The organism is Aquitalea aquatica (genome assembly GCF_013911085.1).
In the GTDB taxonomy this organism is placed as follows: domain Bacteria; phylum Pseudomonadota; class Gammaproteobacteria; order Burkholderiales; family Chromobacteriaceae; genus Aquitalea; species Aquitalea aquatica.
Map to the genome: position 1 here is coordinate 112093 of NZ_JACERN010000006.1, position 23793 is coordinate 135885.

General features: G+C 63.2%; 20 protein-coding genes and 1 pseudogene. 4 read left to right on the plus strand and 17 right to left on the minus strand.

The annotated features are described in order from the left end of the window. Positions 1-14: 14 nt before the first annotated feature. The 4 genes from nemA to H2Z84_RS02345 form a co-directional block, all read right to left on the minus strand. Positions 15-1109 carry an N-ethylmaleimide reductase gene (gene nemA / locus H2Z84_RS02330; RefSeq protein ID WP_181834548.1) on the minus strand — a complete coding sequence of 365 codons (1095 nt, stop codon included), beginning with the start codon at positions 1107-1109 and terminating at the stop codon, positions 15-17. 31 nt (positions 1110-1140) lie between these two features. Further along, a complete protein-coding gene (locus H2Z84_RS02335; RefSeq protein ID WP_181834549.1) occupies positions 1141-1881 on the minus strand; it encodes an NADPH-dependent oxidoreductase in 741 nt (246 codons plus the stop codon). Between the two features lie 103 nt (positions 1882-1984). Continuing rightward, on the minus strand, positions 1985-2599 hold the full coding sequence (locus H2Z84_RS02340; RefSeq protein WP_181834550.1) for a TetR/AcrR family transcriptional regulator: 615 nt from the start codon (positions 2597-2599) through the stop codon (positions 1985-1987). Between the two features lie 281 nt (positions 2600-2880). Further along, on the minus strand, positions 2881-3795 hold the full coding sequence (locus tag H2Z84_RS02345) for a LysR family transcriptional regulator (protein ID WP_181834551.1): 915 nt from the start codon (positions 3793-3795) through the stop codon (positions 2881-2883). Positions 3796-4009: 214 nt separating this feature from the next. Between H2Z84_RS02345 and H2Z84_RS02350 the strand changes: the two genes are divergently transcribed. Continuing rightward, positions 4010-4927: a LysO family transporter gene (locus tag H2Z84_RS02350; RefSeq protein WP_181834552.1), complete on the plus strand. Its 918-nt coding sequence runs from the start codon at positions 4010-4012 to the stop codon at positions 4925-4927. 49 nt (positions 4928-4976) lie between these two features. On the opposite strand, the gene H2Z84_RS02355 is transcribed toward H2Z84_RS02350, so the two are convergent. Both H2Z84_RS02355 and H2Z84_RS02360 read right to left on the minus strand, forming a co-directional pair. Further along, entirely contained in the window at positions 4977-5402 is a 426-nt protein-coding gene (locus tag H2Z84_RS02355) for an organic hydroperoxide resistance protein (RefSeq protein ID WP_181834553.1), read from the minus strand. Positions 5403-5724: 322 nt separating this feature from the next. Beyond that, positions 5725-8016, minus strand: a complete 2292-nt coding sequence (locus H2Z84_RS02360) for an NADP-dependent malic enzyme (RefSeq protein WP_181834554.1) — start codon at positions 8014-8016, stop codon at positions 5725-5727. 207 nt (positions 8017-8223) lie between these two features. On the opposite strand from H2Z84_RS02360, the gene H2Z84_RS02365 reads away from it, so the two are divergent. Then, on the plus strand, positions 8224-9177 hold the full coding sequence (locus H2Z84_RS02365; protein WP_181834555.1) for a LysR substrate-binding domain-containing protein: 954 nt from the start codon (positions 8224-8226) through the stop codon (positions 9175-9177). Positions 9178-9196: 19 nt separating this feature from the next. Here H2Z84_RS02365 and H2Z84_RS02370 read toward each other — a convergent pair whose 3' ends face one another. From H2Z84_RS02370 to H2Z84_RS02415, 10 genes and pseudogenes are all read right to left on the minus strand, one after another. Further along, a complete protein-coding gene (locus H2Z84_RS02370) occupies positions 9197-10744 on the minus strand; it encodes an FAD-binding domain-containing protein (protein WP_181834556.1) in 1548 nt (515 codons plus the stop codon). Between the two features lie 40 nt (positions 10745-10784). Then, positions 10785-11009, minus strand: a complete 225-nt coding sequence (locus H2Z84_RS02375; protein ID WP_181834557.1) for a TIGR02450 family Trp-rich protein — start codon at positions 11007-11009, stop codon at positions 10785-10787. Between the two features lie 100 nt (positions 11010-11109). Next, entirely contained in the window at positions 11110-11652 is a 543-nt protein-coding gene (locus H2Z84_RS02380) for a lipocalin family protein (protein ID WP_181834558.1), read from the minus strand. 26 nt (positions 11653-11678) lie between these two features. Beyond that, positions 11679-13394: a cryptochrome/photolyase family protein gene (locus H2Z84_RS02385; protein ID WP_309545427.1), complete on the minus strand. Its 1716-nt coding sequence runs from the start codon at positions 13392-13394 to the stop codon at positions 11679-11681. Beyond that, positions 13358-13462: pseudogene (locus H2Z84_RS21425) on the minus strand (DUF2256 domain-containing protein); the annotation flags it as partial. The gene H2Z84_RS02385 and the pseudogene H2Z84_RS21425, both read right to left, overlap by 37 nt. Next, a complete protein-coding gene (locus tag H2Z84_RS02395; RefSeq protein WP_181834561.1) occupies positions 13438-13944 on the minus strand; it encodes a nuclear transport factor 2 family protein in 507 nt (168 codons plus the stop codon). The gene H2Z84_RS02395 and the pseudogene H2Z84_RS21425, both read right to left, overlap by 25 nt. Then, positions 13872-14657 (minus strand): SDR family NAD(P)-dependent oxidoreductase, encoded by a 786-nt coding sequence (locus tag H2Z84_RS02400; protein ID WP_258869263.1) that lies wholly within the window; start codon positions 14655-14657, stop codon positions 13872-13874. The genes H2Z84_RS02395 and H2Z84_RS02400 overlap by 73 nt, the downstream gene beginning before the upstream one ends. Before the next feature lie 77 nt (positions 14658-14734). Beyond that, positions 14735-15943, minus strand: coding sequence for an SAM-dependent methyltransferase (locus H2Z84_RS02405; protein WP_181834562.1), 1209 nt, complete (start codon positions 15941-15943; stop codon positions 14735-14737). Continuing rightward, positions 15940-16734 (minus strand): DUF1365 domain-containing protein, encoded by a 795-nt coding sequence (locus H2Z84_RS02410; RefSeq protein WP_181834563.1) that lies wholly within the window; start codon positions 16732-16734, stop codon positions 15940-15942. The genes H2Z84_RS02405 and H2Z84_RS02410 overlap by 4 nt, the downstream gene beginning before the upstream one ends. Next, positions 16731-18017, minus strand: a complete 1287-nt coding sequence (locus H2Z84_RS02415) for an NAD(P)/FAD-dependent oxidoreductase (RefSeq protein ID WP_181834564.1) — start codon at positions 18015-18017, stop codon at positions 16731-16733. Before H2Z84_RS02415 ends, H2Z84_RS02410 begins: the two co-directional genes overlap by 4 nt. 120 nt (positions 18018-18137) lie before the next feature. Here H2Z84_RS02415 and H2Z84_RS02420 point away from each other — a divergent pair, with 120 nt between their 5' ends. After that, entirely contained in the window at positions 18138-18767 is a 630-nt protein-coding gene (locus tag H2Z84_RS02420; RefSeq protein WP_181834565.1) for a TetR/AcrR family transcriptional regulator, read from the plus strand. A gap of 234 nt (positions 18768-19001) precedes the next feature. On the opposite strand, the gene yiaY is transcribed toward H2Z84_RS02420, so the two are convergent. Continuing rightward, positions 19002-20153 (minus strand): L-threonine dehydrogenase, encoded by a 1152-nt coding sequence (yiaY, locus tag H2Z84_RS02425; protein WP_181834566.1) that lies wholly within the window; start codon positions 20151-20153, stop codon positions 19002-19004. Between the two features lie 320 nt (positions 20154-20473). Here yiaY and H2Z84_RS02430 point away from each other — a divergent pair, with 320 nt between their 5' ends. Next, positions 20474-23749: an EAL domain-containing protein gene (locus H2Z84_RS02430; protein WP_181834567.1), complete on the plus strand. Its 3276-nt coding sequence runs from the start codon at positions 20474-20476 to the stop codon at positions 23747-23749. Positions 23750-23793: the final 44 nt, after the last annotated feature.

Below are 23793 nucleotides of genomic sequence, written 5' to 3' on the forward strand. Positions count from 1 at the left end.
GTGCGCGCTGAGGATTACAGCGTCGGGTAGTCGGTATAGCCCCGTGCATCGCCACCGTAGAAGGTGGAGGCATCCGGCGTATTCAGCGCGGCGCCGGCTTGCAGGCGTTCTACCAGATCCGGGTTGGCGATATAGCTGCGGCCAAAGGCCACGGCGTCGATATAGCCTTCGCCAATCAGCTTTTCCGCTTTTTCCGCGCTATAGCCACCCGCAGCGATGATCACACCCGGATAGCGCTTGCGGATTTCCTGGCGGAAAGCTTCGGTCAGCGCCGGGCCACCGGCCCAGTCCGGTTCGGAAATGTGCAGGAAAGCCAGCTTGCGCTTGGCCAGCTGTTCGATCACATACAGCGCGATGTCCTGTTCTTCCACATTGGACAGGCCATTGAACACGCCGAGCGGGGAAATGCGGATGCCCACGTGTGCGGCATCCCATTCGGCCACCACGGCATCCACTACTTCCAGCAGGAAGCGGGCGCGGTTTTCCACGCTGCCACCGTAGGTGTCGGTACGCACATTGGCTTCCGGCGACAGGAACTGGTCGAGCAGATAGCCGTGGGCACCGTGGATTTCCACCAGGTCGAAACCGGCGCGGCGGGCGTTGTCGGTGGCGCGGCGGTAGTCTTCCAGAATGTCGGCCAGTTCGGAAATTTCCAGGGCGCGCGGCTCATCGCAAGGGACGCGGGCCAGGCTGCCATCCAGCTGGCGCACATTGGTATTGCTTTCGGCGCGAATGGCCGACGGGGCTACCGGTGCTTCGCCATCCGGCTGCAAGGAGCGATGCGAGATACGGCCGGTATGCCACAGCTGCAGCGCGGTCTTGCCGCCAGCGGCATGGACGGAAGCATTCACCTTGCCCCAGGCGGCAACCTGTTCTTCGCTATAGATGCCCGGCGCACCGGCATAGCCCTTGGCCGTGGGGGAAATGTGAGTGCCTTCGGCAATGATCAGGCCGGCGCTGGCGCGCTGGGTGTAGTACTGCACCGACAGCTCGGTGGGCACATCGCCCGGTTCGGTATTGCGCAGGCGGGTGAGCGGGGCCATGGCCACGCGGTTGTTGAGGGTGACGGCACCTACTTGCAGCGGGGTAAACAGTTTATCCAGGCTCATAAATCAGACCTTTCCTGTGCAGATGAAATGATTAACGATCAAAACCAAAGCCCTGTTTACGGGCAACCGGGGCGACTTCGGGGAAATACACATTCTGGTAGTACTGGGCGGTATTGGCGCTCCACGGCAGGCCATCCGGGCGGCCGATCTGCTGCCAGTAGGCGGCCAGGGTCTGGTCGTACTGGCGGATCTGCTCGGGCAGTTGTGCTGCCTGGTAGTGCTCGTGATGGACAAAGCTTTCACGCGGCAGGCGCGGCTTGATGCTGCTGTCCTGATCGGTATAGCCGACGACCACGCCGGCAATCGGGAAGGTGAGTTCCGGCAATTGCAGCAGATCGATCATGGCTTGCGGATTGCGACGGATGCCGCCGATGGGCACTACGCCCAGGCCGGCGGCGCGGGCAGCGGTCATCAGGTTGCCCAGGGCAATGCCGGCGTCCACTGCGCCCACGGCAAAGCCTTCTACGCTGTCCTGGATCACCTGCTCGGCACCGGCAGCTTCCACGCCCAGCCGGGTCTTGTGGAAATCCACTACCAGGGTGACAAACACCGGCGCCTGGGCAATCCACGGCTGGCCACCGGCAATCTCGGCAATTTGCTGACGGCGTGCGGTGTCCTGCACCACCACCAAAGACACCTGCTGGCCATTGATGGAGGTGGGGCCTTTCCAGGCGGCGTCCAGTACTGCATCCAGGACGTCGGCGGGGATGGGCTTGTCCTGATAGCTGCGAATACTGCGGTGCTGTTGCATCAGCTCCAGTGTGCTGTTCATGAAGCATTCTCCCGTGTGGGTGAAGATAAATAGACCGGTCGTCTAGTTGCTGTGTCAAAAATACCCGCCGCAGGGGCGGGCAAGATAAATCAGTGTTGCTGCGTCAGCCTGCCTGGCAGTCACCGGGCTTGAGCATGACATTGGTCAGTGCCAGTGCCTGCAGCATCGGCTGCTGGGTGTGTTGCACCTTGAACAGCAGGGCGGAACCTACCCACAGGCTGTACAGGCTGCCTGCGGTGTCCTCGGCTGACAGCCGGGTACACAAGCTGCCCTCCTGCTGGCCGCGGCGGATACAGTCGGCCAGGCGGACAATCACCCGTCCCATGCCCTCGGCCAGCGCTTCGCGCATCGGTTCGGACAGATCGGATACTTCTGCCGCCAGCTTGATGGCCAGACAGCTCTGATTGCCTTCTTCGCATTGCTGGTGGCGGTCCAGCCAGCCGGAGAAATAACGCAGCAAGCAGCTGCGTGCATCACCCTGGCTTGGGTCCAGCGCTTCCAGCAGGCGCGCATCGTAATGTTCAAAGTAACGCCGCAGCATTTCCACCCCGAAACCTTCCTTGGAACGGAAGTAGTGGTAGAACGAACCTTTGGGCACACCGGCACAGCCGAGGATTTCGGCCAGGCCAACGGCAGAAAAGCCTTTGCCCAAAATGATGGACTCGCCGGTGGCAAGCAGGTGTTCGCGGGTATCGGAAAACTGGCTGGGTCGTGACATGAACTGGATAGTACTAGACCAGTCGTCTAGTTTGCAAGTTGTTTATCAGGGAGAGGATAGGGTTTTGCTCCGTGGTGTGTCACACGCATGCCCCGCTAGCCTGCTGCCTGCGGATGTCTGCACAGCAAGTTGCGTGTTGTGATGGCCGGGCTGAGGTGTGGTGAAAACGCTCGGGAATGGGTGGGAAGTGCAGTCTGGCTGGCGGAAATGCGCATTCCTCCGCTGCCTTATCGCAGCGTCGCCGCTATTTTGACCAAGTCCTGCAGGCAAGAAACCGCTGCTCAGGGGCTGGCCGGGAAGAAGTCGGGATTGGAAAAGTCGTTCACCAGCCAGTCGTATACCGCACGAATGCGTGGCGGCACCGGGCTGCGCTGTGGCCGGTACACGCTCAGCGCCCACGGCATGGGGGCCAGCTCCGGCAGCACTTCGCGCAGCGTGCCCTGGCGCAGATGCGGTATGGCAATGAAACCGGGTAGCTGGGCAAAGCCGAGGCCAGCCAGCGCGGCGGCGCATTCGGCTTGCGTGCTGTTGCCGAGCAAGGCCGGTTCGCGCGGAATCCACTGTGCATCCTGCCGGAACAGCCAGGGCCAGGGACGGCCGGTGCGCTGGTCTATGGTGCTGACCACCGGCTGCGCTTGCAGCTCGGCCAGGGTTTGCGGGCGGCCGGTCTGTTGCAGCAGGGCGGGGGCGGCCACCATGAAAAAGCGCACTTCGGCTACCTGGCGGGCGACAAAGCGGCTGTCGCGGATCAGGCCGTGGCGGATGCCGATGTCGATCTGTTCGTCCACCACATTGGTTTCATCGTCTTCCAGATGCAGTTCGAAGCGCAGGCCGGGGTGTTGCTGGCGCAGGCGTGCCAGGCTGTCTACCAGGCTGGCCTGGCCGATGGCCTCCGGTGCAGTCAGCCGTACATGCCCTTCCACTGGCTGGGTAGCGCTGTCTTCGGCCTGACGGAACAGGCTGTCTATGCATTCCACGCCCAGCCTGGCCTGGGCCGCCAGCCGCTCGCCGGCACGGGTGACCCGGCATTGCCGGGTATTGCGGTGAAACAGCAATTCGCCCAGCTGGCTTTCCAGCTGCTGGATGGCGCGGGTGACCGCCTGCGGCGAGATGCCCAATTGCTGGGCCGCTTCCTTGAAATTGCGCGCCTCGGCGGCGCAGCAGAAGATGCGCAGCATTTCCAGCCGGTTCAGCATGATGGGCTCCTGTGTCGCTCTGCCAGCAGATTATTCCGCATTATGGAATTCTGAAAGCAAATCTTGTTCATTCCTGTGATTACCCGCTTGCTGAATACTGGCGGCTTGAATAGCGGCGGCTGCCGCTGCAACAGGAGAATTTCATGCAGCACCACACAACCGGGCCGCTGCCGCGGCGGCATGCCGAGCGTGGCATGAGCAGGGCAGGCCGGCCATGCAGCTGATTCTGGCAGCCATCCTGCCCATTCTGCTGGCCTTGCTAGCCGGCTATGGCGTGGGGCGTGCCTTGCCGCGCCAGCACACTCGCCATGCCGCCAGGCTGCTGACTCCGTTGATCTGGCTACTGCTGTTCTTTTGCGGCAAGGAGTTCGGCCATGTACTGACTGAGGCCGCCGGGCTGGGCCAGACCCTGGGCACCGCGCTGGTGTTTGCCTTGCTGACAACGCTGCTGCCGTGGGGGCTGATCCTGTGCTGCCTGCCACGGCCGCACCAGGACCAGGGGGCGATGCCGGGGGGAGCTGCGTCCTGGCCGCAGCTATTGCAGGCGCTGCGTGACTGCGTGCTGGCGCTGGGCATGGTGGCGGCCGGGGTGATGGCAAGCAGCTACCCGCTGCCCTGGCTGGCTGCTGTCACCACCACGCAATTGCTCTATCTGCTGATTGTGCTGGTCGGTATCGACCTGGTGGGGGTAAAACTCGGCGCTGCCTGGCGTGCCCCGGCGGTGATGGCGGTACCCTTGCTGGTGGTGGCGGGGTCCTTGGCTGGCGGCTTGCTGGCGGCCCTGTTTACCGGCCAGGGGCTGTGGACTGGGCTGGCGCTATCCAGTGGCTTTGGCTGGGTGACCCTGTCCAGCATTCTGGTCGGCAGCAAGCTGGGCAGCGTTTATGGCGCCATCGCCTTGCTGGTTGATCTGTTTCGCGAGCTGATTGCCATTGCCATGCTGTATCTGGTGGGGGCGCGCTTCAGCCGCGAGGCCATCGGCATCTGTGGTGCCACCGCACTGGATGCCACCTTGCCGCTGATTCGCCAGCAGTGTGGCAGCCAGCATGTGTCGCTGGCGCTGATCAGCGGTTTTGTACTGACCCTGCTCAGCCCGCTGCTGATCATGGTCTGCCTGTCGGTCACTGGCTGAGTCGGGCCGCGCCGCTGCCGTTTACCGGGCGGCGGCGCTTGTTGCTGCTTCAGATCAGGGTCAGTGTCACGTCGATATTGTTGCGGGTGGCATTGGAATAGGGGCAGACGATGTGGGCTTGCTCCACCAGTGCTTGCGCCTGTTCGCGTGGCAGGCCGGGCAGGCTGATCTGCAGCTCGGCTTCGATGCCGAAGCCGCTTGCAATGGCGCCGATGCCTACGCTGCCGGTAATGCTGGCGTCGGCAGGCAGGGCCACTTTTTCTCTGGCAGCGACAAACTTCAGTGCGCCAAGAAAGCAGGCCGAGTAGCCGGCGGCGAACAGTTGCTCGGGATTGGTGCCGCTACCGCCGGCACCGCCCAGCTCGCGCGGGGTGGACAGCTGCACGTGCAGTGCGCCGTCAGAAGATTCGGCGTGGCCTTCGCGGCCTCCGCTGGCAGTGGCTTGGGCGCGGTACAGGACTTTTTCGATGGACATGGTGGGCTCCTTGGTGGAAAGCAGCGGCTTGCTGCGGGGTATGGAGCTCACTTTACGCCTTGATTCAGGATTATATGTGGCATAAAGTCCTGAAAATTTGATTTTACGTACTCATTTGGTGGGGGCGGCTGCCCATGCTGGTGATTTGCCACCGTGCAGACAGCAAAACGCCCCGGCGGGCCGGGGCGTGTTTGGAGTGGCTACTGCTGAGAACCGCTAACAAAACCTCGTAGGGCGCCCGGGCCAAGGCGCGCCGCCGCAGACTGTACATAGAACACGGCCAAGGCGGCGCAACGCTGGAGCGGGGTTTTGTTATCGGGTTTTAGTGCTGTTGGCGGTTGGCTTCCATCACCGTCAGTGCCGCCATATTGATGATGCGGCGTACGGTGGAGCTGGAGGTGAGGATGTTCACCGGTGCGTTGACACCTAGCAGGAAGGGGCCGACGGCGACATTGCTGCCGGCGGCGGTCTTCAGCAGGTTGTAGGCAATGTTGCCGGCATCGACATTGGGGCAGACCAGCAGATTGGCCGCACCCTTCAGCTGCGACATCGGCAGGATGTCCATGCGCAGCGCTTCGTCCAGCGCGCAGTCGCCGTGCATTTCGCCATCGATTTCCAGCTCAGGCGCTTGCTGGCGTACCAGTTCCAGCACGCGGCGCATCTTGCTGCCGGAGGCCGAGCTGCCGGAGCCGAAGTTGGAGCGCGACAGCAGCGCAGCCTTGGGCTTCATGTGCAGCAGGGCCATTTCCTCGGCGGCGGCGATGGTGAATTCGGCAATCTGCTCGGCGGTGGGGTCGTCGTTGACGTGGGTATCCACCAGCGCCACCGTCTGTTTTTCCAGCAGCAGGATGTTCATGGCGGCGTAGGTATCCGAGCCGGCCTTCTTGCCGATGACCTGGTCGATATAGCGCAGGTGGTCGTGATAGCTGCCCACCGTGCCGCAGATCATGCCGTCGGCGTCGCCCAGGCGCACCATCATCGCGCCGATCAAGGTCAGGCGGCGGCGCATTTCCACGCGCGCCATTTCCTTGGTTACGCCATCACGGCACATCAGTTCCCAGTAACTGGTCCAGTACTGGTGGAAGCGTTCGTCGTATTCCGGGTTGGTGACTTCCACGTCCTCGCCCAGGCGCAGGCGCAGGCCGAATTTTTCGATGCGTGCCAGCAGCACTTCCGGGCGGCCCACCAGGATGGGGCGGGCCAGCTTTTCATCCACGATCACCTGCACTGCACGCAGCACGCGCTCGTCTTCGCCTTCGGTAAACACGATGCGGGTCTTGCCGCCTTCGCGCACCTGTTTCTTGGCGGCGGCAAACAAGGGCTTCATGAAGCTGCCGGAATGGTAGACAAACTGCTGCAGCTGCTCGGTGTAGGTATCGAGGTTGGCAATCGGCCGGGTGGCCACGCCGCTGTCCATCGCCGCCTTGGCCACGGCCGGGGCGATGCGCACGATCAGCCGCGGGTCAAACGGTTTGGGAATCAGGTATTGCGGGCCGAAGGACAGGTCGTAGCTGCCATAAGCCGCTGCCACCACTTCGTTCTGCTCTTCTTCGGCCAGGCCGGCAATGGCGTACACCGCCGCCACTTCCATTTCACGGGTGATGGTGGTGGCACCCACATCCAGCGCACCGCGGAAAATATAGGGGAAACACAGGACGTTGTTGACCTGGTTGGGGTAGTCGGAGCGGCCGGTGGCCATCACCACGTCGTCACGCACTGCGTGGGCGACTTCCGGCAGGATTTCCGGGGCCGGGTTGGCCAGTGCCAGGATCAGCGGGCGGGCGGCCATCTGCGCCACCATCTCGCCCTTGAGTACGCCGCCGGCGGACAGGCCAAGGAACACGTCGGCATCCTGAATCACTTCGGCAAGCGTGCGCGCACTGGTCGCTTGGGCAAAGCGCGCCTTGGCCGGGTCCATCAGGCTGGTGCGGCCCTGGTAGACCACGCCTTCGATATCGGTGACCCAGATGTTTTCCAGTGGCAGGCCCAGGTGCACCATCAGATCCAGGCAGGTCAGCGCGGCAGCGCCGGCACCAGAGGTCACTACCTTGACCTGGCGGATGTCCTTGCCCACGACCTTGAGGCCGTTGATGAAAGCAGCAGCCACGGTGATGGCGGTGCCGTGCTGGTCGTCATGGAAGACCGGAATCTTCATCCGTTCGCGCAGCTTGCGTTCCACTTCGAAGCATTCCGGTGCCTTGATGTCTTCCAGATTAATACCGCCAAAAGTGGCTTCCAGGCTGGCGATGATGTCCACCAGCTTGTCCGGGTCGGTTTCGTTGATCTCGATGTCAAACACATCGACACCGGCAAATTTCTTGAACAGCACCGCCTTGCCTTCCATTACCGGCTTGGAGGCCAGGGCGCCGATATTGCCCAGGCCCAGCACGGCGGTGCCGTTGGTGATGACGCCCACCAGATTGGAACGGGCGGTAAAGCGGCTGGCATTGAGCGGGTCGGCGACGATTTCTTCGCAGGCAGCAGCCACACCAGGGGTGTAGGCCAGCGCCAGATCGCGCTGGGTCACCAGCGGCTTGCTGGCATTGACGGCGATTTTGCCCGGGGTGGGAAATTCGTGGTAGTCCAGTGCTGCCTGACGGTCGGTCGTATCCATGGTGTCGCTCCTGATGTGGGCTTGGTCGCAGTGCCAAGGCCATCGCTATGCCGTTTTGGCTGCCAGCAGGGCAGCCGCTTTGTCTCCAGCCGGGCCGTGTCGCGTGGGCCGGCTAACTGGATTAGCGGCAAGTCTAGCGAAATAACATAAGGTAAATATTTTGATTTACTATCAAGCCATACTATTTACCTGATGATCTGAGCCGCCATGGCCGAAATCAATGCCGACGAGATCCTGCGCCGCCTGTCTGCCCGGCTGAAAATGCGCCATCTGATCCTGCTGCTGAACATCCAGCAGCATGGCTCGCTGACGCGGGTGGCCGAACAGATGGCCAGTAGCCAGCCGGCCATTACCAATGCCCTGTCCGAGCTGGAGGGCATGTTTGGCGGTGCGCTGTTTGACCGCTCGACACGCGGCATGGCCCCCACCTCGCTGGGCAAGCTGGTGCTGGCCCGCGCCCAGGCCATGCTGCACGATCTGGACCATCTGGTGCGCGACATGGCCACCGCGGCTGCCGGCTATAGCGCTCATCTGCACGTTGGTGTTATTCCCTTCATTCCGGGGCGGCTGTTGTCGGCCGCCATCGGCCACACCTTGCCGGAAGGCCAGGGGGGCATGACGGTGACGCTGCATGAGGGCACCAGCGACCAGCTCTTGCCACGGCTGCAGGATCACAGCCTGGACATCGTGATTGGCCGTGCCTCGTCGGCGGTGGATCTGCAACAGCTGGAGTTCGAAGTGCTGTACCGGCAACAGCCACGGTTGATTGCCAGCCGGCGGCTGGCGGCGCAACTGGGGCGGGTGCGGCTGGACTGGAGCCGGCTGGTGGCACTGGACTGGATTCTGGGGGCACCCAATACGCCGATGCGTGAGCAGGTGACGGATATCTTCCTGGCGGCTGGCGTCGCCCCGCCAGTGCCCATTGTGGAGAGTTATTCGTCCAAGCTGATCGGCGAGATGATTGTCGCCAGCGAACGGGCAGTGTCCATCGTGCCGGCTGATATTGCCGAAGAGCTGGTGCGCACGGCCGGCCTGTCCATCGTGCCCTATTCATTTGACTGGACGCTGCCGCCGATTGCCATGTTTACCCGCGCCGGCGGTGCGCGGCATACCGTGGCGCTGTTCTGTGCCGCCTTGCGCGGCTTGTGTCAGGAGGCCTGACTACCTTGCTGCGCGCCGCTTAGTCCGCGGCTGGCTCCGCGTCCAGCGCTAATGCCAGCTGTACCGTGGCCGCAGGCTTGGCGCTGCCGCCGGCACGTGCTAGTTGCTTGCGCGAGCCATGCTTGTGCAGGATGGCCTGCTTGCCGGCCCGTACCGCCTGTTCATTGCGGCGGGCATGCAGGTGCTGGCGGGCCAGCCGGGCGGCGCTTTCCAGCTCCACCAGTGGTTGCACCAGCGCGTATTCGCCTTCCAGCCCGTGCTGCCGGCACAGATCGTCCGGCATTTTCCACGGCTGGAACAGCCAGCTGTCCGGTACCCGGCGCATGGCGGGCAGCCATTGCCGCACAAAGCGCCCTTGCGGGTCGTGATCCATGGCCTGCTTGACCGGATTGTAGACGCGGGTGGTATTGATGCCGGTAGTGCCGGCCTGCATTTGCAGCTGGCTCCAGTGAATACCCGGCTCGTAATCGAGAAAACAGCGCGCCAGCCATAGCCCCACTGGCCGCCAGTGCAGCCAGAGCGGGTAGGCCGCCACCGAAACCAGCATGGCGCGCATGCGGAAATTTAGCCAGCCGGTGTGACGGAGCATGGCCACGCAGGCATCCACCAGCGGCCAGCCGGTGCGGCCGTCCATCAGTGCCTGCAGCCGTGCGGCGTCGACTTCCTCCTCCCGCAGTCCGTCGTAGCCAGGGTGCAGATTGCGCCATTCGATGGCGGGTTCGGATTCCAGCTTCTGCAAGAAATGGCAGTGCCAGTGCAGGCGGCTGATGAAGGCTTGCAGCCCTTTGCGCTGGCGCGTGTTTTCTGCCGGTAATTGCGCCAGCCGGCGGCGGGTGCTCTGCACGATTTCACGCAGGCTGAGGCAGCCCATGGCCAGATAGGGCGACAGCCGCGAACAGGCGCTGGGTGCAGACAGCGGCGAGGAGATACCGCCCCGGTAGTGCGCGCTGCGCGTAGCGAGAAAATCCTGCAACACGGCAATGGCGCGGCGGCGACCGCCACGCTGGCGTTGTGGCGGGTCGAAAGGGTAGATGCCCAGTTGCTCGGGCGATGGCGTGGTATCACTGGCTAGCGGAGCAGGCCAGGCTTGCATTGGCGGTACCGGCAGGCAGGGGGCGCTGACCAGTTGCTCCCAGCGTGCCGCCCAGCCATCGCGCGAGGCGAGGCGGCGGATGACACCGCTTTGGCGGAATTCCTGCCAGGGCAGTCCATGGCTGCGGCACCAGCTGGCGACGGCCAGATCGCGCTGGTAGGTGAAGTGATTGCCGGTTTCCTCATGCGCATACAGCGCCCGGAACGGGCTGGCCTGATACAGCTGTTGCAGTACGGTGCAGGCCTCGCCCACTTTCACCAGCAGTGTCATGCCGCGCTGCTGCAGTGATTGGCGCAGGTCGTGCAGGCATTCCAGTAAAAAGCAGTAATGTTGGCTGGACAGATCGGGCTGCTGCCACAGCTGTGGCTCGATGATGTACAGGCACAGCAGCGGTCCCTGTGCGCTGGCGGCACACAGGGCCGCATGGTCGTGCAGGCGCAGGTCGCGCTTGAACCAGACCACACCGTAACTCATGGCAAGTTATCCCGGAGCGCTGCCGGCGGAAGCTGGCGGCTCAATGCCAGCCCTGCCGCCACACGGCGGTATCGGTCAGCGTTTGCCAGGCGATGATGCGGCTGTGCCGGCTGTATACCGCCTCCAGCTCCACTTCGCGGATGCCTTGCGCCGGGTCTTCCGGCTCGATCAGCCGCACCACGATGAAGTGTTTTTCCTTGTTGCGCGGCTGCACGGCCGTCCACTTGCTCAGCAGCAACTTGCGCGGGTTCAGTCGTACCGTCATGAGCTGTTTACCTTGATTATCCTTGGAGCCGCTAACAAAACCTCGCAGAGAATCCCAGCCAGGGCGGTGCAAGGCAGGAGCGGGGTTTTGTTGTCGGGTCTTACTGGCCGGCTGCGCTTTGCTTTACCCAGATCAGGCTGGCGGTATCAAAGCCCAGGCTGGCGGCCTGACGCAGCAGCGGCTGGGTCACGGCCTGCGGCAGCTGCTTGTCGCGTGCCAGTATCCACAGATAGTCGCGGTCGTTACCGGCCACCATGGCCCATTGATAGTCCGGGTCCAGCGCTACCACATGGTAGCCGCCGTAGAAGGGGCCGAAGAAGGACACTTTCAAGGACGCCACATGGCTGTCGCCATTGAACAGCGCCCGGCCCTGAGCCTCTTTCCAGCTGGCGCTGGACTGGTCGTAGCCACGGTTGACGACCTTGATGCTGCCATCGGCATTGAGCGAGTAAGTGGCGCTGACCTCGCTCAGACCACGCTCGAAGCGGTTGTCCAGCCGGGCGATTTCATGCCACTGGCCGCTATAGCGCGTCAGCTCGAAGCCGCTTACCGGCTGGATGCCCGGTGGCGGCAGGGTGGAGCAGGCGGCCAGTAGCAGGGTGCTGGCCAGCAGCAGGATCAGGGAGAGGGAATATCGCTTCATGGTGTGGCTTCCTTGTGGTATCAGGCTTACAGGGTGTCCAGCCGCTGACGGATGGCATGGGCGGTCGTGGTAATGGCGGTGCTTTCCGCTGCGTCCATCTGCTGTAGCTGGCGATAGACCAGCGCCAGTCGGGGATTGCCCGCCAGGGTGGCGGCATTACGCTGGAAAAAATCCCAGTACAGGGCGTTGAACGGGCAGGCGTCATCGCCGTGACGCTGTTCGCGCCGGTAGCGGCAGTCGCCGCAATAATTGCTCATGCGCTGTATATAGGCACTGCCGGAGACATAAGGCTTGCTGGCCAGCAGGCCGCCATCGGCAAACTGGCTCATGCCCAGGGTATTGGGCAGCTCCACCCATTCGAAGGCATCGATGTAAATGCCCAGATACCATTCATGCAGGGCCTGTGGTGACAGGCCGGCCAGCAGGGCGAAATTGCCGATGACCATCAGCCGCTGGATGTGGTGGGCGTAGGCATCGCGCAGCGACTGGCCGATGGCCTGGGCCAGGCAGTGCATGCCGGTGTCGCCGCTCCAGAACCAGTGCGGCAGTGGCTGCTGGTGGTCGAAGTGATTGCTGCTGGCATAGCCGGGCATGCGCGCCCAGTAAACGCCGCGCACATATTCGCGCCAGCCCAGAATCTGGCGGATGAAGCCTTCCGCTGCGGCCAGCGGCACCTTGCTCTCTTGCCAGGCGGCAGCGGCAGCGTGGACCACCTCCAGCGGCGACAGCATCTTGGTGTTGAGAGCAAAGGACAGCAGCGAATGAAACAGCCGTGGCTGTTCGCTGTGCATGGCGTCCTGATAGTCGCCGAAGCAGGGCAGGCCGTGCTGGATGAAATGCTGCAGCAAGGCCAGGGCCTCCTCGCGGTGCAGTGGCCAGCGTAGCTGCGCGGCACAGGGCTGACCCAGCGCGGCCACGCCGGCATCCTGCAGCATCTGCCACAGCGCGCTGTGATCGTGGCTGGGGCGTGCATCGGCCAACGGCGCGGGGCTGCCGCGCCACGGCTTGCGATTGTCCTGGTCGAAATTCCATTTGCCGCCGGCCGGGCCGCCACGCTCATCCAGCAGCACGCCATATTGCTTGCGCATGTGGCGGTAGAAGGTTTCCATGCGCCAGCTGGCCTTGCCGGCAAACAGCTGGCTGGCAGCCAGCCGTGGGGCGAGGAAGTGCTCGCTGTCCACCGCCTGACACACCACGGTCTGCCGCGCTGCCCAGGCTTGCAGTTGCTGGTCCAGCCGCCATTCATCCGGATATTGCCAGCTGAAATGGCTGGCGGCGTAGTGCTGTAGCAGGGCATCCAGATTGGCTTCCAGCGTGCCCCGATTGGACGGGTGATCGAGTGCGACATAGCGCACGCGGTGGCCGGCGGCTTTCAGGCGGGCGGCGAAGTGGCGCATGGCGGCCAGTACCGCCAGCAGCTTTTGCGCATGATGGCGCACGTAGTCGGTTTCCTGGCGCAGCTCCAGCATCAGGTAAACCACATGGTCATCCACGCGGGAAAACCAGCTGTGCCGGGGGTTGAGCTGGTCGCCCAGAATCAGTCGCAGCTCCTTACATCGGCGGCTCCGCCGGGCTGGCTGCATGGTGCTCAGCGGTAGGTGCAAGAGGGAGTGACATGGTGGCAGGGTATGGTTTTGCTGGTTCAATGCTGTCGGCGGCAGCGCTCGGAGCAGAATTGCACCTGTTCCCAGCAGCGCGCCCATTTGCGCCGCCAGCTCATTGGCTTGCCGCAGCCACGGCAGGGCTTGGAGGGCAGTGCCTGCTTGTTGCCCTTGAAACCGGCTTTCATGCCGGGCGGTCCTCGTCGCATACCGACAGCAGCCGGCGCAGCAGCCGCAGCGGTGCGCCGATCAAGGGCAGCTTGTGCAGCAGTTCTTCGGCCGAATCCCAATAGTCGCGGTGCAGGATGAGTAGGCCATCCTCGTTGAAACGCAGATGGCTGCCACCGTGCAGGCAGTAATCCTTGCCGCGCAGGCGGAAATGAAAGTCCCAGCTGAGGAAAGCCTGCTGGCCATCCAGCAATTGCTCCAGCACCACGAAGCGCGGCTGCTCCAGCTTGCGGAACATGTGCTCGAAAATCAGCCTGACCCCTGCGCGGCTGTGCACCGTATTGAAGGGGTCCTTGAAGCTGACCGTGGCGGCGTAATACAGCGGCAGCTGTTCCAGGCTGTGTGGGGTGAGCTGGCTGTACCACCCCACCAGTGCGGACAGCTGCGCTCTCAGTGCCGCGCCAGCCGGCGCAGCAGCGGCAGCCGCAGGCGATAGGGCAGCAGTCTGAGCAGTTTTATCCATGTGGTGAACCTGAAAGGAAAGTGGATTTCAAAACAGCCGCGCTCCAGCCCGCGCACGATATGCGCCGCCGCTTGGCTGGTGTTCAGCAAGGCCGGCATGGTGAAGTCGTTGCGGGCAGTGAGCCGGGTGGCGACAAAGCCGGGGTTGATCAGGTAAACGGCGATGCCATGCTGGCGCAATTCCGCGTGCAACAACTCGGCCAGATTGATCAGCGCCGCCTTGCCCGGCCCATAAACGCAGGCACCGGGCAAACCGACATAGCCGGCCACGCTGGCCACCAGCGCGATGCCGCCGCCGTGGCGGGCCATCAGTGCCGGCAGGATGGTTTCCAGCCCGAAATAAACCCCGGCCAGATTGGTGCTCAGGGTATGGCTGACCGAGTCGGCACGGATGTCCCAGCTATGCTCCGGGCGATAGTCTGCCGCGCAGAACACCACCAGGTCAGGCAGGGCCTGGCGGGCTTCCAGCTCGGCCCAGGCTTGCTGCCAGGCTGCCGGCTGGCTGACCTCCAGCGGCAGGACGATGGCGGCGGCATGGGTGGCGGCAACCTGCTGCAGGGCAGCCTGGTTGCGCGCCGACAGGATCACCTGCGCGCCCTGTTGCAGCAGCTGGCTGGCCACCGCCGCGCCAATGCCGCTGGAGGCACCGATAATCCACACCCGCCGCTGGCGCCAGCTGGCGATGCGGGGGTTGGGCGGGGGTAGCAACATCATGGCTTACTCCTGGTAACAGCGCGTGGCACTGGCTGCCGGTGGTAGGGTGGCGTGCTGGTCGGTGCTGAGCCGGTTGTTCATGCCGGGCGGTCTTGCAGCAGAAACTGGCTGACCCCGATGCGTCCTTCGTCGAAACCCGCCTCGCAATAGCACAGGTACAGCCGCCACAGGCGGATGAAGGCTTCGTCAAAGCCCTGTTGGCGCACGCTGTCCAGCGTATTCTCGAAGGCCTGCCGCCAGCGGCGCAGGGTCTCCGCATAGTCCGGGCCAAAGTCCAGCCGCTGGCTGGTGTGCAGGCCGGCGGCGCTGGCGGTCTGGCTGAAGCGGGCGGGGCTGGGCAGCATGCCGCCAGGAAAAATGAACTGCTGGATGAAGTCGCTCTTGGCGCGGTAGCGTTCGAAATAGGCGTCGGCGATGGTGATGCTCTGGATCAGTGCCTGCCCACCCGGGTGCAGCAAGCGACGCACCGTGCGGAAATATTGCGGCCAATAGGCTTCGCCCACCGCTTCGAACATTTCGATGGACACCACCGCGTCGTACTGGCCGTCCAGGTCGCGGTAGTCGCGCAATTCCAGTTGCGCCAGAGGCTGGCCGGCCAGGCGCTGGCGCGCCAGTTCAAGTTGGGCCGGTGAAATGGTGATGCCATGCACCGCGATGCCGGCGCGGCTGGCGTGTTCGGCAAACCCGCCCCAGCCGCAGCCGATTTCCAGCACCCGCATGCCCGGCTGCAAACCCAGCGTGTCGCAGATGCGCTGGTACTTGGCCTGTTGAGCCTGTTGCAGCGACTGCGTGTAGTCGCCGTTGAACCAGGCGCTGGAGTAGGTCCAGGACGGGTCCAGCCACAGGCGGTAAAAATCATTGCCCAGATCATAGTGGGCGTGGATGTTGCGGCGGCTGCCACGACGGCTATTGCGCCGCAGCAGGTGCTTCAGCCGGTACCACCATCGCGCCGGCAGGCTGCCGGACAGCGCCGGCGGCACGGCGTGTTCGTTGCGCAGGGCCAGCCGTAGCAGGGCGGTCAGCTCCGGGCTGTCCAGCAGCCCGTCGCGATAGGCTTCGGCAAAGCCGATGTCGCCGGCAGTCAGCAGCTTGCGGCAGCCCGCCCAGTCATGGATATGCAATTCGGCATTCACGCTGTGCTGCGGCTGGCCGAACCACAGCGCATGGCCGGCCGGTGTCAGCAAGCGCAAGCCCCCGCTCTGTAAGCGTTGCAGGCGCGACAACAACAGGCGGGCGCTGGGCGGCAGGGAGGGCGGCAGTTTGTCCAGGGTGTGGGTGATGCTCATGCTTGCGGCTCCTGTCCATGGCTGAGCGAGTGAGAAGGGGCGAGCGGTTTGCGGTAGATGGGCAGTTTTTTCCGCCACAGCTGCAGTGCCTGCCAGTGAATGCGCCAGATAACGCCAAAGGTCAGCAGCGGCTGGCGCAGCAGGGCTTTGGCCAGCGCCGGTGGCGTCAGCGCCTGCAACTGGCCGGAAATACTGGTATTGATCAGTTCGCCGGCTTCATCGTGGTAGTCGATGCGCATCAGCATGCGCCCGGGGAGTTCGGCCAGCCGGAAACGGTAGTGTCCGGCCACCTGGCAGAACGGCGACACATGCAGCTGCTTGCGGCACAGCAGGGTGCTGCCGTTGCGGATGGGGCTGCCATCCTGATTGGCCAGCAGATAGCAATGGCGCTCGCCAAAGGTATTGTTCACCTCGGCCAGCATGGCAATCAGCTCGCCGGCGGCATTGTGGCAATACCAGAAGCTGACCGGGTTGAAGGCATAGCCGAACAGGCGCGGGAAGCATTGCAGCCACACCTCGCCATCGCAGGGCAGGTCGGCTGCCGCCAACTGCTGGCGTATCCACGGCAGTAGCGGGCTGCCATCACGGGGGCCGTGGTCACGGCGCTTGAGCGTTAGCGGACGCCAGCGATCCACTCCCAGCCACAGGCCCAGCCAGCCCTTGCCGATGGACTCCAGTGCGGACAGCCTGAAGCGCAAGGCAAATACCGGGTAGCGAAAGCGATGGTGGACGGGGCGCAGCCGCTGGTGGATGACGCTGCCGTTCAGCAGATAGGCATCGGGCTGCTTCACAGCTTGGCCCAGTGTGGTAGCGGGGCAAAATCCGCTGCCACGCGCAGTGCGGATTTCAGCCCGTCTTCATGAAAGCCGTAGCCGGTCCAGGCGCCGGCAAACCAGCAATGCCGGCGGCCCTGGATGGCCGGCAGCCGGCGCTGAGCCTCGATGGCCGCTGCATCCAGCAGCGGGTGCTCGTACAGGAAGCGCGCCAGTTCCTGCGAGGGTTCCGGCTGCTGCAGCGGATTGAGCGTCACCATCAGCGGCGTGCTGATGGGCAGCGGCTGCAATTTGTTCAGCAGATAGCTGACGCAGACGGCGCGCTGGCCACCGCTGTTGCTCTCCGACAGGAAATTCCAGGCCGACCACACCTGGCGCCGCCGTGGCAGCAGGCTGCTATCGGTATGCAGCACGGCGATATTGCTCTGGTATTGCACCGCGCCCAGCACGGCACGCTCTTCTGCCGTGGCATCCGCCAGCAGGCGCAGGGTTTGCGGCGCATGGGTGGCGAAAATCACACTGTCGAAGTGCTCCTCGCCATGGCGGCTGCTCACCACCACACCGCGCTCGCGGCGCTCCACCCGGCTGACCGGGCTGGACAGGCGCACATCGTCCAGGCTGGCCAGCATTTTCTGGACATACTGGCGTGCGCCACCCGGCACGGTAAACCAGCGCGGCCGGTGGCGGATCTGCAGCAAGCCGTGATTCATGCAAAAGCGCAGAAAGGTTTCTGCCGGGAAGGCCAGAATCTGGCTGGCCGGGCTGGACCAGATGGCTGCGGCCATCGGTATCAGGTAGTGATCGCGAAAACGGTTGCCGTAGCTGCCCTGTTCCAGCAATTCGCCCAGTGTCAGCCCCAGCTCGGTGGCCAGCTGCAGATTGGAGCTGGCTGCAGCATTGAAGCGCAGGATATCGCCCAGCATGCCGTAAAACGACGGGGACAGCAGCTTGCTGCGCTGGGCAAATACGCTGGACAGACTGCTGCCGGCCCACTCATCCCGCCCCTGGTCTACCGAGACGCTGAACGACATGTCGCTGCTGCTGCATGGCAGCTCAAGCTGCTGAAACAGCGCGATCAGATTGGGATAGGTGGCCTCGTTGAAGACCAGAAAGCCGGTATCCACCGCGCAGTGCTGGCCTTCCAGTTCGATATCTACGGTATTGGTGTGACCGCCGGCGTAATCACCCGCTTCAAACAGCGTCACCTCGTGGTGGCCTGCAGTCAGCCATGCGCTGGCCAGGCCGGAGATGCCGGCACCGATGATGGCGATGCGCTGGCGCTTGGGGCTGGGTTGATTCACCGGGTCTCCCGTCGACGGTTCGGAATGTAGAAAACTGCTTGGCACGCTGTGCGCTAGTGCTTATATTCAGGATATAACTGCTTTGTAAAAAAAGCTACCAATTAGTAAAAGGTTGTACTCATGAGTATTTTCAGCAAGCTCAGCTTCAAGGATCAAGCCTTCAAGCTGCGTGAACAGGCAGTGCTGGACGCCACCACCAAGTTGCTGGCCAGCAAGGGTTTCGACCTGATGACCATGGACGATGTCGCTGGCGAGGCAGGTATTTCCAAGCCCAGTCTGTACAAGCATTTCAAGTCCAAGGAAGAGCTGGCTACCGAGGTGATGATCCGGCTGCTGGATGGTGCGCTGGCATTTCTCGAGGCACAGGATGGTGCGCTGAGCGCAAAATCAAGGCTGGCGGGATTACTGGAATGGGCCTTGCGGGTGAGGCTGGAGGGCGGTTTGCCTTTCCTGCCGTCGTCCAGCCCGCAGGTGAGGGAAATGCTGACCAAAAGCCTGCGCTATGTCAGCCGCGTGTACAAATTGCACAAGCTGCTGACCGGCATTGTCGATGCGGCCAAAGAGGCCGGGGAGCTGCGGGCGGATCTGCCCACAGACGTGCTGCTGTATGCCTATTACTCGCGCACCTGCGACCCGGCCGTGGACTATATGCAGCTATACGGACGCTACAGTACCGAACAGATCGTGGCGCACATGCTGGCCATGGTTTTCGACGGCATGGCAGGTAGCGGCAGCACCGACAATCACTGACCGGGCTGCCTGTCCCCAGCTGTCCCCCCGAGTTTCCAGGCCTGCGTTGGTGGTTGTCGCTACCCAGCCTCGCTACCAGGCCAAGAAGGCCGCTGACAAAACTTTGCTGAATGTCTGAATTGGCGGAACCGACGCTGACTGTATATGTAGTACGACAAGGAGGCGTGGAGCGGGTGTGGGGAGTGTATGAGCGAGTCAGAATAGGGCCGGCCTGTGACACCGGCCCCTTGTTGCTTACATGGCGCCGGCGAAGATCTGCTCGATCTCCTGTTGCGTGGCCTGGCGCGGATTGGTCAGGCCGCAGGCGTCTTTCAGCGCATTGCTGGCCAGCAGGGGAATGTCCTCGTGCTTGACGCCCAGCTCGGCCAGGCTGGCCGGGATGCCGATATCGGCCGCCAGCTTGCGGATGGCCACCAGGCAGGCCTTGGCACCGGCCTCGGCAGTCAGCCCCTGGGTGTCTACGCCCATGGCCGCCGCCACATCCGCCAGCCGTGCCGCCGAAGTCTGGGCATTGAAGGCTTCCACATGCGGTAGCAGCAAGGCATTGCACACGCCGTGCGGCAGGTCGTAAACCCCGCCCAGCTGGTGGGCCATGGCGTGTACATAGCCGAGTGAGGCATTGTTGAAAGCCATGCCGGCCAGGAATTCGGCATAGGCCATCTGTTCGCGTGCTTCCAGATTCTTGCCGTTTTCCACTGCGGTACGCAGATGGCGGGAAATCAGCTCCACTGCCTTGAGCGCGCAGGCATCGGTAATCGGCGTGGCTGCGGTGGACACATAGGCTTCGATGGCGTGGGTCAGCGCATCCATGCCGGTGGCTGCGGTCAGGCTCTTGGGCTTGGCCAGCATCAGGTCGGGGTCGTTGACTGACAGGATGGGGGTGACATTGCGGTCGACGATGGCCATTTTGATATGGCGTGCTTCATCGGTAATGATGCAAAAACGAGTCATCTCGCTGGCCGTGCCTGCGGTGGTATTGATCGCCACCAGCGGCAGCTGCGGTTTTTTCGAGCGGTCCACGCCTTCGTAATCGGCAATCTTGCCGCCATTGGTGGCCACCAGCGCAATGCCCTTGGCACAGTCATGCGGCGAGCCGCCACCCAGCGACACCACGAAATCACACTGCTTTTCCCGCAGCACCTGCAAGCCGGCTTCGACATTGCCGATGGTGGGGTTGGGCTGGGCACCGGCGAAAATGCTGGCCTGGATGTCGCGCTCGGCCAGCAGGGCCTGCACATTGGCCGCCACGCCGATGTCGGCCAGCACCTTGTCAGTCACGATCAGCGCATGCCTGAAGCCATAGGCCTGGATGGCATTGACCGCCTCCTTGAGGCAACCGGCACCCATTACATTGACTGGCGGAATAAAAAAAGTCGTTGTTGTCATGGTGTTATCTCCTTATGTGGGTGGCCGGTCTGCCTGGAAGGCCGGCCTGGACGACATGCTGTTGCGGTATTGCCTGCATGACCAAGCGTCATGGCAACAGCCTAAGGGGTGTGCTGATGTTGTCCCATTCGACTTTAGTGCCATGTCATGGCCGGGGTGGCGCGGGAGAAGTGGATTGAGGCGGCAGCGGAACGTAGCTAATGCTAAAGTCATGAGTAGCAGGTGTCATTGTGGCCTGTTGCTTTGTGCAAACCTGCACATCACCAGCCAGCACCGACAGGGGTGATGCTGTTATGCGTTTTAGCTTTGATTCACGGGTCATGACTGCGTTTGTCTGTGCGGCACTTGCGGTGGTGGTGCTGACTGCCATGACCTGGTCGGTGGCTGATCAGGCAAGTCGTGCCGGCGAAAGCGTGGCCCACTCGCACGAAGTGCTCAATGGCTTGGCGCGGATACGCGGCGATACCCTGCAAATCGAGTTGAGCAGCCAGAATTTCCGTCTGAGCGGTGATGTGACCAAGCTGCAGGAGCGCGATCAGGGCATTGCCAGCCGTGAGCTGCTGCTGGCGCAGATTCGCCGCCTGACTGCTGACAGCGCTGATCTGCAGCAGCGCTGGAGCAGCCTGCGCCAGGTACTTGACCGGCGGCTGCGTATTGCCCGCCAGGTGGAGCAGGTACGCAAGACCCAGGGGGCGGCGGCGGCCAACCAATTTGCCAGCCAGTCGCCCTTGCTGCAGACCAGGGTGGTGGTCTATCGCTTGCTGGATGAAATGGATGCGCTGGAGCGCGGCAGCCTGGAGTTGCATCAGGCGGAGTATCTGACAATCAGGCAGCGCTTGCTGCAGCTGGGTAGCGTCACCGCCGTATTGTTGCTGCTCTTGCTGGCGGCCACCTATCGGCTGATCCGCAGCCAGTTGCGTGCGGTGGAAGCCAGCCGGCAGCAACTGGCGGACAGCGAAGAGAGCCTGTCCATTACCTTGCATTCCATCGGGGACGCGGTACTGGCTACCGATGCGGCCGGCCGTATTACCCGCATGAACCCGCAGGCCGAGCGACTCACCGGCTGGACACTGGCCGAGGCTGCCGGCAAGCCGGTGGCCGAGGTGTTTCACATCATCCACGAGCAGAGCCGCGAGCCCGCGCTGATGCCGGTGGACCGCGTACTGGCCACCGGCAAGATGCAGGAGCTGGCCAATCACACCAGTCTGCTTGCCCGCAACGGCAGCGAGCACCCGATAGCCGACAGTGCCGCCCCCATTACCGATGACGCCGGGCAGATTCGCGGCGTGGTGCTGGTGTTTCGCGATGTTAGCCGCGAGCGCAGTATCGAGCGTGCCATCCTGCAGCAGAATGCCCAGCTGGAGATCCGGGTGGACGAACGAACCCGGCAATGGGCGGACAGCATGGCGCATCTGCACAGCATCATCAGTGCGCTGCCGGCCTATATCGCCTTTGTCAGCAGCGAGCAGCGCTATGTCTATGTCAACGAACAATACCGTCAGCGCTTTGCCCCCGACCATGCCGATATCACTGGCCACCTGGTGCGCGACATTCTTGGCCCGGAGCGCTATCAGCGGGTTGCTCCGATGATAGACAAGGTGTTGCAGGGCGAGCTGCAGGAATACGACTGGCAACCGTTTGCCGATGTGTGGCAGGCCATTCGTTATGTGCCCAAGCGTGACAGCAGCGGCGCGATAGAGGGCTATTACGTGCTGGGCAACGACATTACCGGGCGCAAGCGCGACGAAGAAAGAATACAGCTGCTCAATCTGGAGCTGGCCGGGCGGGTGGCCGAGCTGGAGGGCGTCAGCCGCGCCTTGCGCACCCTCAGTGCCGGTAATCACGCCATGCTGCGCGCCAGTGATGAGCCCGGCCTGTTGCAGGCCATGTGCCAGCTGATTGTCAGCGTGGCCGGCTATAGCAGTGCCGTGGTCTGGCTGCATGCTGGCGATGGCGAACGGCTGTTTCCGGCGGCACAGCATGGTTTTTCCGGTGGGCTGGAGCGCCTGGCCGGCATGGCCGGCAGCGTGCTGTCGGCCATCACCTGCAGCGAGCGGGCCAGCTTGCTGCAAGTGCCGCTGGGCACCGATATCGCCAGCGATGACGCAGTACAGGGCCTGTCCTGCCCATTATGGGTGGATGGCCGCAGCATCGGCGTGCTGCTGATCCACACCGGTGGCACCGCCTGTTTTGACAGCGACGAAATCGCCTTGCTCAGCGAGTTTGCCGACGATCTGGCCTTCGGCATCGGCATGTTGCGCGGACGGGCCGAGCAGACGCGGGCACAGGCTGCCATGCACTACCTGACTCACCACGACGCGCTCACCGGCCTGGCCAACGAAACCCAGCTGGTGGAAACACTGGCCGCCATGATGTCGGCCGACCAGCAAACGCCACTGGCGCTGTTGCAGCTGAATATCGAAAGACTCAGTGAAATCAACGATGCCCTGGGCTTCAGCCATGGCGACCACATCCTGCGCGAATTCGGCCGGCGGCTGGTGCTGTGCGCCCCCGCCAGCGCCATCGTGGCGCGCCTGCGCGGCGACGAATTCGCCGTGCTGTTGCCGGAACATGAGGTTGCCGCCGCCCAGCTGGTGGCCCAGCAACTGGAACAGTGCCTGGCCCAGCCTTTCCTGGTGGCTGATATCCGGCTGGATGTCAGCGCGAAAACCGGTATTTCGCTATTTCCCGACTACGCCGGTACGGTGCACGAGCTATTGCGTCAGACCGATATCGCAGTACATGCCGCACGCCACAAGGCGGTCAGCCACTGGCTGTTCAATCCGCAGGAGTACAGCGACCAGTCGCCGCATCTGAATATGGCCGGCGAGTTGCGGCAGGCCATCGAGGGGGGCGAGCTGCGGGTTTATCTGCAGCCAAAGGTAGAAATGGCCAGCGGCCGGGTATGCGGTGCGGAAGCGCTGGTGCGCTGGCAGCACGGCGCGCAGGGGCTGCTGTCTCCGGCCTTGTTTATTGGTTTGGCCGAGCGCACCGGGCTGATCAAACCGCTGACCGAGTGGATGATCAACAGCGTGCTGGACCTGCTGCAGGACTGGCAGCAGCAAGGCTGTGCGCTGCCGGTTGCCGTCAATCTGTCGGCACATAATCTGCGGGACGAAGCGCTGGGTGACAAGATTCGCCACTGGCAGCAGCAACGCCAGCTGCAAGCCGGCCTGCTGGAACTGGAAATCACCGAAAGCACGCTGATGGAGGATGCCGCCAGCTGCCTGCGCACCTTGCAGCAATGGCGTGACGATGGCATCCCGCTGTATATCGATGACTTTGGCACCGGCTATTCCTCGCTCAGTTATCTGCAGCGCCTGCCGGTGGAGTACATCAAGATCGACCAGTCCTTTATCAGCAATCTGTCCGGCAGCAAGGACTCGGCCGCCATCGTGCGCTCCACTATCGACCTGGTGCACGATCTGGGCCGCAAGACCGTGGCCGAAGGGGTGGAGTGCCGCGCCGACTGGCAGCAGCTGCTTGGCCTGGGCTGCGATGTGGCCCAGGGCTACTACATTGCCCGGCCGATGCCGGCGGCCAGTTTCATGCCGTGGGTAGCCGGGTTTTCCATGGCGCAGCTGGCGCGGGAGTAAAGGGGGGCGCTGCAGGTCCTGCGCTCAGTAAAAAACGCCTGACC